At 70.1% G+C, this 13657-nt stretch carries 10 protein-coding genes; all 10 read left to right on the top strand.

The genetic code is table 11. From position 1 onward, the window contains the following. The first annotated feature begins 406 nt into the window (after window positions 1–406). The 10 genes from ACFVWD_RS44555 (at window position 407) to ACFVWD_RS44510 (ending at window position 13588) form a co-directional block, all read left to right on the top strand. Window positions 407–1060: a sigma-70 family RNA polymerase sigma factor gene (locus ACFVWD_RS44555; RefSeq protein ID WP_389603801.1), complete on the top strand. Its 654-nt coding sequence runs from the start codon at window positions 407–409 to the stop codon at window positions 1058–1060. Between the two features lie 906 nt (window positions 1061–1966). After that, window positions 1967–2719, top strand: a complete 753-nt coding sequence (locus ACFVWD_RS44550) for an aspartyl/asparaginyl beta-hydroxylase domain-containing protein (protein WP_389603800.1) — start codon at window positions 1967–1969, stop codon at window positions 2717–2719. A gap of 229 nt (window positions 2720–2948) precedes the next feature. Continuing rightward, window positions 2949–4361 carry an MFS transporter gene (locus ACFVWD_RS44545; RefSeq protein ID WP_389603799.1) on the top strand — a complete coding sequence of 471 codons (1413 nt, stop codon included), beginning with the start codon at window positions 2949–2951 and terminating at the stop codon, window positions 4359–4361. A gap of 71 nt (window positions 4362–4432) precedes the next feature. Beyond that, window positions 4433–5560 (top strand): beta-ketoacyl-ACP synthase III, encoded by a 1128-nt coding sequence (locus ACFVWD_RS44540; RefSeq protein WP_389603797.1) that lies wholly within the window; start codon window positions 4433–4435, stop codon window positions 5558–5560. Then, the gene (locus ACFVWD_RS44535) at window positions 5557–5796 is read left to right on the top strand and encodes an acyl carrier protein (protein WP_389603796.1); all 240 of its coding nucleotides are present in this window, start codon (window positions 5557–5559) and stop codon (window positions 5794–5796) included. Before ACFVWD_RS44540 ends, ACFVWD_RS44535 begins: the two co-directional genes overlap by 4 nt. A gap of 53 nt (window positions 5797–5849) precedes the next feature. Beyond that, window positions 5850–6740 carry a TauD/TfdA dioxygenase family protein gene (locus ACFVWD_RS44530; RefSeq protein WP_389603794.1) on the top strand — a complete coding sequence of 297 codons (891 nt, stop codon included), beginning with the start codon at window positions 5850–5852 and terminating at the stop codon, window positions 6738–6740. Continuing rightward, window positions 6737–7264: an FcoT family thioesterase gene (locus ACFVWD_RS44525; protein WP_389603792.1), complete on the top strand. Its 528-nt coding sequence runs from the start codon at window positions 6737–6739 to the stop codon at window positions 7262–7264. Before ACFVWD_RS44530 ends, ACFVWD_RS44525 begins: the two co-directional genes overlap by 4 nt. 48 nt (window positions 7265–7312) lie before the next feature. Then, window positions 7313–8875, top strand: coding sequence for a fatty acid--CoA ligase (locus ACFVWD_RS44520; protein ID WP_389603790.1), 1563 nt, complete (start codon window positions 7313–7315; stop codon window positions 8873–8875). A 32-nt stretch (window positions 8876–8907) separates the two neighbouring features. After that, window positions 8908–9165: a phosphopantetheine-binding protein gene (locus tag ACFVWD_RS44515; protein ID WP_389603789.1), complete on the top strand. Its 258-nt coding sequence runs from the start codon at window positions 8908–8910 to the stop codon at window positions 9163–9165. Beyond that, window positions 9152–13588, top strand: a complete 4437-nt coding sequence (locus ACFVWD_RS44510; RefSeq protein WP_389603787.1) for an amino acid adenylation domain-containing protein — start codon at window positions 9152–9154, stop codon at window positions 13586–13588. Before ACFVWD_RS44515 ends, ACFVWD_RS44510 begins: the two co-directional genes overlap by 14 nt. Window positions 13589–13657 lie beyond the last annotated feature (69 nt).

Genomic DNA, 13657 nt, shown 5'->3' with positions numbered 1-13657 from the left:
CCTACCCTCACCACTCGGGCGCCAGGTTCTTATGTTTATAACTCCCCGCGGGGCGGCTGTCGCCCGCGCGGCCCGCCCCGCCGCGTGGGCCGCGCCTGCGGCCGACGCGCGAACGTTCGGAGCGAGTGCCGCGGCTGCCGCTCGCGCACACGATCATTTCTCGGGGGCCTCCGGCCGGGATCGCTGTCGCCTGAGACAGCTGGTTTCCCGAAGCCGTCCCCATAGGTGCCGCGTTGCCGGTGCCAGGGCTTCGGGCACGGGCCGTTCACGTCGTACGGCCCCATCCCACCTCCCGTCCCGGGGCGTTTCCGCAGCGGCGAACTCACGCCCGGCGGCGTACCAGCGCGCGGTCGCGCGTGCCGCCGTGTCGCGGTGCCGGATCCCGGACAACCGAGAAGGACATCAGGTGATCACTCCTGTCGTCCCCGCGTCGCGAGAGAAGCGCGACGCGGGGCACAAGGCGGCGGATCAGCCCGGCGCGACGGCATCGCCCGACGATCCGGCCACCGCCTGGGCCCTTGCCGCCCGCGCCGGTGACCCCGACGCCGTCGACCGCTTCGTGCGGGCCCTGCACCCCGACGTCGTCCGCTACATCACGTACCTCTCCTCCGACCGCCAGCTCGCCGACGATCTGACGCAGGACACGTTCCTGCGGGCGCTCGGCAGCCTGCACCGGTTCGAGGGGCGCTCTTCGGCGCGTACGTGGCTGCTGTCCATCGCGCGTCGCACGGTGGTCGACAACTGGCGGTACGCCGCCACGCGGCCCCGGCTGGCCGACACGGACGACTGGACGATGTGGGCCGAGCGGGCCCAGCCGAGCGGTCTGCCCGGGTTCGACGACGGTGTGGCGCTGCTCGACCTGCTGGACGCGCTGCCCCCCGAGCGCCGTGAGGCGTTCGTCCTCACCCAGCTGACGGGACTTCCTTACGAGGAGGCCGCCGAGGCCAGCGGCTGTCCCATCGGGACGATCCGCTCGCGGGTGGCACGAGCCCGGGCGACCCTCGTCGAACTCCTGGTCGAGGCCGAGGAGCCGCGCGTCCCTGCCGTCGTCGCCGCGTGACGAAATGGGTGCCGGTGTCCACCGCGAGCGGGGGACACCGGCACCCGTCCCGGCATCAGGGCGGCCCTGACCTCTGGCTTCTCGGCTCCATACGTCAGAGGTCGGGGCGCGCTCCCCGCTGGTTCCCGGCTCCCATCGAGCTGACCGGTTCCGCCCTTTGGCGACAGGGAAGGACCCCTCCGGAGCCCGGATCGAACGTGGTTGCGGAACTGCGCAAACCGCGGTGGGGGAGGGGTGATCACGTGCGGGGTCTCGCGCGAGAGCCGAGGGAAGGGGCGCCGCGGGGTTGGCCTTGGGAACAGGAGACCACCCGGTTTGAACACCGCTGGACGAGGATCGGCGGGGCCTGGCCCCTGGGCGTTGCCACCCTGGCCGTGCTGGCGGGCGGTTACGCCTGGCTGGGTTTCGTCGTGAAGGGTGTCCCAGGAGCCCTGGTGGGCTGTGCCGCGGGGCTGGTGCTGAGCGGGTTGCTCCACCTGTTGGTGAATTCGGCGGTCTCGGGCCCACGGCCGCCGCACCGCGGAGGCCGCGGTGCGGCGGAGGCCCGTCGGCGCGACTAGCCGTTCGTCAATCCGCCCCGGGGGCTCTTGAGGGGTCGTCAAGTGTCACCGGAGCAAGGGAAATCGGCCCGGAGAACGCGGGAACTCGAGCCCACCCGCGACCGACTACTAGTTCGACAGCGCAGCTCGACACCCGCTGACCACCGCGTGAGGTCGGCAGGTCGAAGCGCGGAACTTCGGGCGAAGGTGGTTCGGCACACGTGGAACGCAGACGTCTGCTGGAAGGCGAGTTGCGAAGCGCTGCCGCCATGTACACGGCGGCGATCGTGACGTTCGAGCGCCGGGGAACGGTCTGCGGACGTCGACCGCATCCCCGTGACCCGGCCGGCGAACTCCGGAGAACCGCATGACGCCAGAGATAGAGAGCGCCTTCGCCGCGATCAGAGGCGAGTTCGGTACGGAATCGATCGCTCGGGTCGAGCAGATGCTGGAGCCGGGTGGGAGTGAACGACATCCGCTGCAGAGAGCAGCCAAGTGGATCATGCCGGGGCTCTCTGCCACTCCCTGGCACGACCCGTACGCCTACCCCGAACTGGCCCCCGTCGTCCATGAACTGGAGGCCGGTCATCACGCGATCAAGAAGGAGTTGAATACCGCATGGGCGGTACGGCGGGAGGTGTTCTCGGACTACGAGCACTATCTGACACGCCAGGAGAACTGGCAGGCCCTCTACCTCTTCCGTGACGGAAGTCTCGTCGAAGATGCGGCCGCCTCGACTCCCACCGCTTATCGGGTGCTGAAAGACGTCGCCGTTGCCACGGGAAAGATATGCCCTCTCCTGGAATGTCATTTCTCCACTCTGTTGCCGGGCGCAGTCATCGAACCCCATTGTGACCTGTGGAACTTCAGTATCAACCTGCATCTCGCGGTGGACATCCCCGACGGGTGCAGCATCACGGTCGCCGGGGAGACGCGTTCCTGGCAAGAGGGCAAGTGCCTGCTCTTCGACTACTCCTTCGAGCACGAGGCCCGCAACGCGGGCACAGGCCCTCGGACTTGCCTGCTCATCGACCTCTGGCATCCGGAGACCACCGTTCCGGAGCGCCGGGCGCTGGTCGCCCTCATCACCGAGATCCGTCGGCTCATGGGGGAGGACTGACGCGGGGGTAAAGAATTCGTTTTGGAGAATTACCTGTTCTCGTCGACCCGGCAGCTTCCGACTGCCGGTTCCCAGTGCTGCCCTGATATTCCATGAATACGCAATGAGCGTCGAGAAGTTGCCCATTCCCAAGTCCGAATCGGGCTGCTACGGTGACGGAAAACCGTCGGTCTGCCGGAAATTCATTCCGCGGGAATTCCAAATACTGTGATCCCGAGGGAGGTGATCGATGATGTCCACGGCAGAGTCGGCAAAGGCTCCGCTCCGAAAGTCGATCGGACTCCCTCTGCTTGTTCTGGCGTTGGGGCAGCTCGTCATCTCGCTCGACTACAACATCGTGTACGTCGCCCTGCCCGACATCGGCGCCGGGCTGGGATTCTCCGACCACGACCTGCAGTGGGTGGTGAGCGCCTACGTCGTGGCCAGTGGAGGCTTCCTGCTGCTGGGAGGCCGGGCCGCCGACCTGCTCGGCCGGCGTCGGATGTTCGTCGTCGCGGCGCTGCTGTACGCGGGGTCGTCCCTCGTGGGCGGCCTGGCCCAGGCGCCCGGCATCCTGGTCGCCGTCAGGGCGGTCCAGGGCATCGGCGGCTCCCTGCTGTTTCCTGCGACGCTGTCCCTGATCACCACCCTGTACGACGAAGGGCCCGACCGGAACCGGGCCTTGGCGGTGTGGGGTGCAGCGGGAGCCGGCGGGCTCTGCTTCGGGTCCCTCCTCGGCGGGGTCCTGGTGGAGGCGTTCGGCTGGCCGTCGGTGTTCTTCGTCAACGTGCCCGTGGCGGGAGCCCTCGCGGTGGCAGGGCGGTTGCTCTTCCCCGCGGACGGTCCGTGGGACCGCTCACGGCACTTCGACGTGGCGGGTGCGCTGACTGCGACGGGCGGGATCACGCTCCTGGTGTTTCTGCTGGTGCAGGCACCCGCGGAGGGCTGGGACACGTCCGCGGCCCTCGCGAGCGCGGTGCTGTCGGTCTGCCTGCTGACGCTCTTCGCCGTCGTGGAGAGGCGGTCCCGTGATCCGCTCGTACCGGCACGGCTGTTCGCCCACCGCGGCCTGCTCGCGGCGATGGGGGTGACCGCCCTGTTCAGCGCGACGTTCAGCTCGGTGCCGTACTTCCTGACGCTCTACTTCCAGACGGTCCACGGGTACCGCGCGGTCGCGACCGGGCTCGCGTTCCTCGTGCCCGCCGTGGTGGTGGCCGTCGGTACGCAGGCCGGCGAACGGGCCGTGTCCGCCTTCGGCATGCGCCGCATGCTGGTGGGCGGCATGACGCTGGGCGCCGCCGGAGCCGCGGCACTCGGCCTGGCCCTCACCTCGGACGGCTCGTATCCCAGCCTTCTGCCGGGAATCGTGCTGCTGGGCCTCGGCCAGGGAGCCGCGTGGACGGGGATGTGGATCGCCGCGTCCGCCGGGGTGGCCCCCGGTGACCAGGGCATCGCCTCTGGACTGGCTTCGACCACCCTGCAGGTGGGCGGTGCGGTGGGCCTCGCCGTACTGGTCGCGGTCGCGGGTGGCGTCGGGCAGAACGCCTCCGGGCCCGGGCTCCTCGCCGGCATCCGTACCGCCGTGTTCGCGATAGCGGGCGGCATCGGCTGCGGCGCGCTCGCCCTCCTCGCCCTTCGCAGGACCACCAGCACCAGTCCTTAGACACTCCCTTCGCCTCCCGTTTCCGTGTCCGGGCCCTTGGGCCCGTCCTCCGTCATGCCAGGAGAATCCCCATGTCCCCTACCGCCGCCGGTTCTTACGCTCCTCCGGCCGCCGTCCTGTGCGGGCTGGCCGGATGGGTGCCGTCCCGATTGGTGACCAACGAGCACCTCGCGCGACGGCTCGACACCGACGACGCATGGATCCGCACCCGTACCGGGATCCGCCGACGGCACGTCGTCGACCCCGGACAGTCGACGTCCGACCTGGCCGTCGAAGCCGGCCGCAGAGCGCTCGCCTGCGCCGCGACGGACAGGGTCGACGCCGTCGTCGTCGCCACGACGACCCCGGACCACAGCTGCCCGGCCACTGCGCCCGCGGTCGCCGCACGGCTCGGTCTGACGGGGGCGGCCGCCTTCGACATCAGCGCCGTGTGCACCGGGTTCGTCTACGGCCTCGCCTCGGCCGCCGGGCTCATCGCGGCCGGCGTGGCCGAACGGGTCCTGCTCATCGGGGCGGACACCTACTCCACGATCGTCGATCCCCTCGACCGGGCCAACGCGATCCTCTTCGGCGACGGCGCGGGAGCCGTCGTCCTGCGCGCCGGACACCCCGACGAGCCCGGCGCGGTCGGCCACTTCGACCTCGGCAGCGACGGCGCCCACGAGGACCTGATCACGGTCGCGGCCGGCGGCTCCCGACAGCGCTCCCGACCGGGCGAACCCTGCCGCCAGGACCGGCACTTCGCCATGCGGGGCAAGGAGGTCTACCGCCACGCCGTGACGCGCATGGCCGAGTCGGCGCGCGCCACGCTGTTCCGGGCCGGCTGGAAGATCGACGACGTCGACCACTTCGTACCCCACCAGGCCAATCTGCGGATCCTGCACTCGGTGGCCGACGACCTCGGTCTCCCTCGCGAGCGGTGTGTGACCCATGTCGAGTCCGTCGGCAACACGGGCGCCGCGTCCATCCCGCTCGCCCTCGCCGACGCGGCTGCCCGCCAGGCGCTCCGCCCCGGCGACCGGCTGCTCCTCACCGCCTTCGGAGGCGGCCTCACCTGGGGCTCCTGCCTCCTGACCTGGCCCACGCTCCCCGCGTCGGCCCATCTGTACGACCGACCGTCCCATCTGCATGACCAACCGGCCCATCCGTACGACGAACCGGCCCATCCGTACGACCAAGGAGAACGGACGACGTCATGAGCACCACCTACGACCAGTTGGTCGAGATCCTCGCGAGGCTGCATGGCGCCCCGGCCGACCGGATCAGCCCCGAGGCGACCTTCGCCGAACTGGACGTCGACTCGCTGACGATGGTCGAGATCAGCATCCGCATCGAGCGCGACCTCGGTGTGGCCGTCGGCGACGACGAACTCCGGCCCGACCTCACCCTCGGCGAACTCGCCGGACTCGTCGACGCCCGTCGAGCGGCCGTCTGACCTCCTCCGCTCTCCCCTCCCCTCCCCTCCCCACTCCACGAAAGGCAGCTCCCATGTACATCAAGGAACAGCCCGGCACCGCCATCGGCGCGACGGTCGAGGGCTTCGACCACACCACCGCCTCGGCCGCCGACATCGACGCGCTCAAGAGCACCGTCTACACCAAGAAGATCGCCGTCCTGAAGGGCCAGGACCTCTCTCCCCAGGAGTTCCTTGAACTCGGCAAGCGGCTGGGACGTCCGGAGACCTACTACGAGCCGATGTACCACCACCCGGAGGTCACGGAGATATTCGTCTCCTCGAACGTGCCGGAGAACGGAAAGCAGATAGGCGTACCGAAGACCGGTAAGTTCTGGCACGCCGACTACCAGTTCATGCCGGATCCCTTCGGAATCACCCTGATCTACCCCCAGGTCATTCCCGAGAAGAGCCGGGGCACGTACTTCATCGACATGGGGCGGGCCTACAACAGGCTGCCCGAGGAACTCAAGAAGGAGATCGGCGGAACGTACTGCCGGCACTCGGTGCGCAAATACTTCAAGATCCGGCCCCACGACGTCTACCGGCCCATCTCCGAGATCATCGAAGAGGTGGAGCGGAAGACCCCGGCCGTCCTCCAGCCGACCACGTTCACGCACCCCATGACCGGAGAGACGGTCCTCTACATCAGCGAGGGCTTCACCGTCGGCATCGAGGACCAGGACGGCAAGCCGCTCGACGACGAGCTGCTTGCGCGCCTGTTCGAGGCCACCGGCCAGCTCGACCAGACCTTCCAGCACGACAGCATCCATTTGCAGAGCTTCGAACAGGGTGACCTGCTGGTCTGGGACAACCGCAGCCTCATCCACCGCGCCCGGCACACGACCACCCCCGAGCCGACCGTCTCCTACCGCGTCACCGTGCACGACGAGCGCAGGCTCCATGACGGGATCAAGGCGGCATGACGGCCCCCTCCATGGCCCAGCACCCCACGGACGAGGTCCTGTTGGCGCAGGTTCTGGTGCCCTACAAGGACCACTGCAAATACCTGCGCTCGGCGGTCGTGACCGAGAGCGACGCCGGACGAGCCGTCGCCCGCTGCCAATTCGCGATTCCGGAGTCGTGCTACATCGACGACACTGGCCATCTGAATTCCGTCGAGGTGAACATCTGCTACAACCAGATGATGTATTACCTGGTCGCCAAGTCCGTGAAGGAAGGGCTGGGGACAGGGTTCGAATCCTGGACGCTGGACGACTTCTGGAAGCACCAGCTCCCGGACATCCTGATCGCCCGCTTCGCCTCCAACTTCCGGCGGCCCGTCAACCCCCGTGCATTCTCCGGGGAGATGGAATTCCGGTCCGTCACCCGGCGCGCCCCGGCAGGCGGCAGCCCGTTCCTCCATGCCGAGACCGCCTTCCGCTACTGGGACGCCGACTCGGGCCGGTGCGACGGCGAGGCGATCCTGGCGTTCGTCGACGTCCCCTGACGCGCCCCCTGCCACCCCACCCAGCGGCAAGAGAGGACGGAGACCCCCATGCCCATGGACAGGCTCCACCACCCGGAGCTCCAGACGCTCGTCCAGACCACGAGCTTCCACGCACACCACCAGCCCACGACCCCCGCGGTTCTCTTCGAGGGCCTCACGGTGACGTACGAGCAACTGCACCGCGAGAGCAACCGCATCGCCCACGCCATCCAGGCCGCCGGACTCACGCCGGGTGACCGGGTCGCGTACCTCGGCAAGGAGTCCGAGCACTACTACGAGATCCTCTTCGGCTGTGCCAAGAGCGGGACCGTGCTCGTACCCGTCAACTGGCGACTCACCGCGCCCGAGGTCAGCCACATCCTGGGGGACTCCGGGACCCGACTGCTCTTCCTGGAGGGGGAGTTCGGGCCGATCGTCGAGAAGATGCCGACCGCTCCCCCCGAAACGGTCGTCGAGCTCGGAGAGCCGTTCGCCGTCTGGAAGGCATCCCACCCCGACACCGACCCGACGCTGCACGTCACCCCCGACACCCCCGTCGCCCAGCTCTACACCAGCGGCACCACCGGACTGCCGAAGGGCGTCGTGCTCGCCCACCGCAGCTTGTTCGCGATCCGCGACGCGCTGGCGAGCGAGGGGCTGGACTGGATCGACTGGCGCGCCGGTGACATCGCGCTGATCGGTATCCCTGGATTCCACATCGGCGGACTGTGGTGGGCCACGCAGAACTTCAACGCCGGAACCACGATCGTCGCGATGCGAACCTTCGCCGCCCGCCAGGCCGTCGACCTCATCCGCGACCTCGGCATCACCACCGCCTGCGTCGTCCCGGCCATGCTCCGCATGATGCTGACCGAACCCGGCGTCGGCGCCAAGGACTTCACCACCCTGCGCAAGACCGTCTACGGCGGCTCCCCCATCTCCGAGGCACTGCTGGAGGAGAGCCTCGCCGTTCTCGACTGCGAGTTCGCCCAGATCTACGGCCTCACCGAGACCGGCAACACCGCCGTCTGCCTGCCCCCGGCCGCCCATGTCCCCGGCGGTTCCCTCATGCAGGCGGCCGGGCGGCCGTATCCGGGGGTGGGCAGCAAGGTGATCGACGGCGAGGGGCGCGAACTTCCGCCGGGCGCCGTCGGGGAGGTCTGCCTGGCCACGCCGGCCCACATGGTCGAGTACTGGGGACTGCCCGACAAGACCGCCGAGACCCTCGTCGACGGCTGGATCCACACCGGGGACGCCGGATACATCGACGAGGACGGCTACATCTTCATCCGCGACCGCATCAAGGACGCCATCCTCGTCGCAGGCGAGAACGTCTACCCCGCCGAGATCGAGAACGCACTGGAGCACCACCCCGGCGTGGCGGAGGCCGTCGTCGTCGGCGCCCCCGACGAACGCTGGGGCGAGTACGTGCACGCCTTCGTCGTCCCCGCGCCCGGGCAGCCGCCCAGCCCCCGGGACCTGCACACCTTCCTCGTCCCGCGGCTCGCGAGCTTCAAGCTGCCCGCCCGCTACGAGTTCATCGACACCGTCCCGCGCAACCCCAGCGGAAAGATCCTGCGCCGAGAGCTGCGCGACCGCTTCTGGGGCGACTCCGCACGCAAGGTCAACTGACCTTCCACCAGGCCCGATCGAGAGAGAACGACATGCCTGCTCCCCTCACGCTGGAGGGCTTCCGCGCGGACCTGGCGGAGTTCCTGTACCAGCGGCCCGACGAAGTCGACCTCGAAGAGAACCCCATGGACGCCGGACTGGACTCCCTGCGGATCGTCACCCTCCTCGAACGGTGGCGGGAGACCGGCGCGGAGGTGACCTTCGTCGAACTCGCCGAGTGCACCTCGTTCGCCCAGTGGTGGCAGTTGGTCTCCGCAGGCCAGAGGGGAGCGGACCATGCCGACGCATGACAGCGACCTGAATGACACAGCGCGGCGTCATCCGTTGCTGGCCGCCCAGGAAGGCATCTGGACCGGCCAGCAGCTCGACCCGGACAGTCCCGCGTACAACACGGCCGAGTATGTGCTCATCGACGGACCGGTGGACATGGCCGTCTTCGACACGGCCCTGCACCACGTGGTCGCGGAGACGGAGGCCCTGAACGTCGCCTTCGTCGTCGACGGCCAGGGCCGCCCCTGGCAGACGGACGCCCCGGCCGGCGAATGGCGCCTGCACACGGCAGACCTCACCGCCGAGCCCGATCCGCACGCGGCGGCCCGAGCCTGGATGGACGAGGACATGGGCCGTCCCGTCGACCTCACGCGCGGCCCCGTCTTCGGCCACGCCCTGCTGCGCACCGCACCGGAGCAGTACCTCTGGTACCACCGCGTGCACCACATCGCCCTCGACGGCTTCGGCCTTTCGCTGGTCGCCCGTCGGGTCGCCCAGGTCTACACGGCCCTGACGGCGGGCGAGCAGGTGGAGGACAGCGGTTTCGGCACCCTGGCCTCGGTGCGGGACGAGGAACGCGCCTACCGGGAGTCGCCGCGCTTCGCCAAGGCCCGCGCCTACTGGGCGGACCGGTTCGCGGACCGGCCGCCCGTGGCGACACCCGCCGGCCGTACGGCGCTGCCCGCGCGCACGTTCCACCGGCGCGTGGCGGACCTCGACGCGACGCAGACGAAGGCCCTGCGCGCCGTCGCCCGGGACCTCGAACTCACCTGGTCCGAGGTGCTGTTGGCCGTGACCGTGGCCCAGCTGCACCACGTGACCGGCGCACCTGAGATCGTCCTCAGCCTGCCGGCGATGGGACGCCTGGGCTCCGTATCGCTGCGCGTTCCCTGCATGGTGCGCAACATCCTGCCCCTGCGCGTCGCGGTCACCGCTTCGGACAGCCTGCGCGACCTCGCCACCCGGATCTCCCGCGAGCTCCGCGCCGGACTGCCGCACCAGCGCTACCGCTACGAACAACTGCGGCGCGACCTCAAGCTCGTCGGCGGACAGCGCAGACTGTCCGGTCCTGGCGTCAACATCATGCCCTTCGAGTACGACCTGCGGTTCGCCGGCCACCGCAGCACGGTGCACAACGTCTCCGCGGGCCCCGTCGACGACCTGTCGGTCAACGTCTACGACCGTTCCGAGGGCGGGGGACTGCGGATCGCCGTGGACGCCAATCCCGACCTCTACGACGAGGCGGATGTCGCCGCACTCCAGGAGGGACTGCTGTCCCTGCTCAGGGAGGCCGTCGCCGCCCCCGACCGGGCGCTCGGCGATCCGCGTGCGCGCGAGCCCGTCCCGGTCCTGGACGGTGGACCGCTGCCCGGCCCCGTGCGCCCCGTTCTCGATCTGATCGCCGGCCACGCCGCCCGGCGCGGCGGATCCGTCGCCGTCGAGCACGACGGCAACAGCATCACGTATGCCCAACTCTTCGGGTCGGCACGTGCGCTCGCCCGCCGACTGGCCGCCCGCCGGGTCGGCCACGGCGACCTGGTGGCCGTCGCCCTGCCGCGCGGCATCGACGCGATCACCGCCGTCCTTGGCGTCCTGCTCTCCGGTGCCGCCTACTGCCCGCTCGACGCGGCGGCGCCCCAGGCCCGCAGGGCGGAACTGCTGGACGACGCCCGACCGGTCCTGGTCGTCACCACCAGCGCCGACGCCGACGCCGACGGCTTCGGGGACCGGGTCGTTCTGCGATACGACCGGCCGGAGCCCGAGTTTGCGGCGGCCCGTCCGGCGGCACCGACGACGCCGGAGGACCTCGCCTACGTCCTCCACACCTCGGGCTCCACGGGGCGCCCCAAGGGCGTCGAGATCGGCCACCGCGCCCTCGCGCACTTCGTCGCCGGCGCCACGCACCGCTACGGCCTTCACCATCGGGACCGCCTCCTGCATTTCGCCCCCCTGCACTTCGACACCAGCGTCGAGGAAATCTTCCTCACGCTGTGCAGGGGCGCCACGCTCGTCGTCCGCAGTGACGACATGACCGAATCGGTCCCCGGGTTCCTGGACGCCTGCGCACGGCTGCGGATCAGCTTCCTCGACCTGCCCACGGCCTACTGGCACGAACTGGCCTACGCCCTCTCGACCGGCGCCGTCACTCTGCCCGCCGACGTACACACCGTCGTCATCGGCGGTGAGGCGGCCCTCCCCGAACGGGTCGACCGCTGGCGCAGGGCCGTCGGCACGTCGGTCCGGCTGCTCAACACCTACGGGCCGACCGAGGCCACCGTGGTCGCCACCGTCGCCGACCTCCACAACCCCTCGCTCGCCCCGGGCGACGTCCCGATCGGGCTGCCCCTGCCCGGCACCCGAGCCGCGGTCGTCGACGGCGAACTCCACCTCCTGGGCGACAACCTGGCCCTCGGCTACCGCGGAGACCGGCCACCGGACACCTCCCGCTTCGCCCCTCTCGTCCGGCTCCCTGGAGCGCCCCGCGCCTACCGCACAGGCGACCTGGTACGGATCGGCGACGACGGGCAACTCCGCTACCTGGGCCGGTCGGACACCGAGTTCAAGATCAGCGGACACCGTGTGCACCCGGCCGAGGTCGAGGGCGCCCTCCTCGGTCACCCAGGAGTCCGTGGCGCGGCTGTCGTCGGGCAGGTGCTGGCAGACGGGACGCGGCGCCTGGTCGCGTACGTCGTCCCGGACGGGCCCGCCCCGGCCGTGGCCCTGCTCAGGGACCACCTCCGCAGGACGCTGCCCGCGGCGATGATCCCGTCGGCCGTCGAGTTCCGTGACCGCCTGCCCCGGACGAGCTCAGGGAAGATCGACAGGAACGCGCTCGCCACGACGGCACCCGCCCCCGATGTGCAGGCGGCCTCTTCCGACAGCACCCTGGAGCGCACCATCGCCGCCGTCTGGCAACAGGCGCTCGGCGTGGCCGCCGTCTCCTCGCGGGACGACGTGTTCGACCTGGGGGCCCACTCGCTCCAGGCCATCCAGGTCGCCAACCGCCTCGGCGTCGAACTGCACCGTGACGTGAAGGTCGCCTGGCTCTTCCAGCACCCGACCGCCGCCGAACTGGCGATTTTCCTGGAGCAACAGGAGCAACAGGAGCAACAGGAGCAGAAGGAGCAGCAGGAACAGAAGGAACGGCCTCGCCCGGCCGCTTCCGGCCTTCCGGCGGTCCTGTTCGCCGACACCGTCCTCGATCCGGACGTCCGCCCCGGCGACGGTCCCCGGGTGACCGGCACACCGGACAGAATCCTGCTCACCGGCGCCACCGGCTTCGTGGGCGTACACCTGCTGGCCGAGCTTCTGAAGAGCACGGGCGCGGCGGTCGTCTGCCCGGTCCGCGCCGCGAGCCCCGCCGAGGCCACCGTCCGCATCCACCAGGCACTGGAAACCCACCTGATCCACCTCCCGGACGCGGCGCGCCGACGCGTCACGGCAGTCCCCGCGGACCTCGCCCGCCCCCTCCTCGGCCTGGACGAGGCGCTCTTCGCCGAACTCACCCGCACCTGCGGCGCGATCTTCCACAACGCGGCGACCGTGAGCATCATGCGCGAGTACGCCACCCTCCGCGCCGCCAACACCGAGTCCACCCGCGACCTGCTGCGCATGGCGGCTGTGCGCTCGATTCCCCTGCACTTCGTGTCGACCCTCTCCGTCGCCCCGCCCCTCGGCCTCGCCCCGGAGGTACCGGAGGCGTTCCTCCCCCCTCACCCCGGACTGCGCTACGGCTACCAGCAGTCGAAGTGGGCGGCCGAGTGCCTGCTGGAACAGGCCGCGGAGAGGGGCCTGCCGGTCACCGTGCACCGGCTCGGCCGGATCGTCGGCCCGTACGCCACCGGTTACGTGAACGAGCGGGACTTCCTTTGGAGCGTGCTGCGCGCGGGGGTTCCCGCGGGCATCGTCCCCGACCTGTTCGAGGAGGAGACCTGGACACCCGTCGACCACGTCGCCCGGGCCCTCGTCCACCTCTGCCTCGGACAGCGCCCGTCGGGCGTGACCGTCTTCAACCACGCCGCCGCCGGCCTGGTGAGGCTGGATGACGTCTACGACTGGCTGGAGGAGTACGGCTACTCGCTGCGGCGTATGCCGCTGGCCCAGTGGCGTGCCGAACTGCCGTGCTCCTTCGATGACTCCAGTCACTCCACTCACTCCAATGACTGCGGTGACTGCGGTGACTGCGGTGCCTCCGGTGTGGCGGCGACGACGCTCGCCTTCTTCGACTCCTGGGACGCGGACACCGACGACGCCACCGGGCCCGATCTGCGCCTGGGTCACGTCCGCGCCGACAACGTCGTGAACGGTCTGCGCGGCAGCGGCATCACCTGCCCGCCCGTCGACCGCGACCTCGTCTTTCGCTACCTCGACCACTGCGTCACCACCGGAACCCTGCCCGCCCCGGCCGGAAAGCGGATTCATCCCGCCACTCCCGCAAGGTAGTTGGGCATGCCCGGGAACTCAGGGCCTCCACCCCCCGACTACTGCAACAGAACCCGTCGCCTCACGAGC

It is taken from the genome of Streptomyces sp. NPDC058086, from assembly GCF_042885015.1.
In the GTDB taxonomy this organism is placed as follows: domain Bacteria; phylum Actinomycetota; class Actinomycetes; order Streptomycetales; family Streptomycetaceae; genus Streptomyces.
Note: the sequence above shows the minus strand (reverse complement) of the source record. Positions and strands in the feature narration are given on the sequence as shown.

Coding starts and splice junctions, on each gene's coding strand:
- ACFVWD_RS44520 (WP_389603790.1), top strand. CDS start 7,313: ATGCCCATGGACAGGCTCCACCACCCGGAGCTCCAGACGCTCGTCCAG.
- ACFVWD_RS44530 (WP_389603794.1), top strand. CDS start 5,850: ATGTACATCAAGGAACAGCCCGGCACCGCCATCGGCGCGACGGTCGAG.
- ACFVWD_RS44510 (WP_389603787.1), top strand. CDS start 9,152: ATGCCGACGCATGACAGCGACCTGAATGACACAGCGCGGCGTCATCCG.
- ACFVWD_RS44545 (WP_389603799.1), top strand. CDS start 2,949: ATGATGTCCACGGCAGAGTCGGCAAAGGCTCCGCTCCGAAAGTCGATC.
- ACFVWD_RS44540 (WP_389603797.1), top strand. CDS start 4,433: ATGTCCCCTACCGCCGCCGGTTCTTACGCTCCTCCGGCCGCCGTCCTG.
- ACFVWD_RS44535 (WP_389603796.1), top strand. CDS start 5,557: ATGAGCACCACCTACGACCAGTTGGTCGAGATCCTCGCGAGGCTGCAT.
- ACFVWD_RS44515 (WP_389603789.1), top strand. CDS start 8,908: ATGCCTGCTCCCCTCACGCTGGAGGGCTTCCGCGCGGACCTGGCGGAG.
- ACFVWD_RS44525 (WP_389603792.1), top strand. CDS start 6,737: ATGACGGCCCCCTCCATGGCCCAGCACCCCACGGACGAGGTCCTGTTG.
- ACFVWD_RS44550 (WP_389603800.1), top strand. CDS start 1,967: ATGACGCCAGAGATAGAGAGCGCCTTCGCCGCGATCAGAGGCGAGTTC.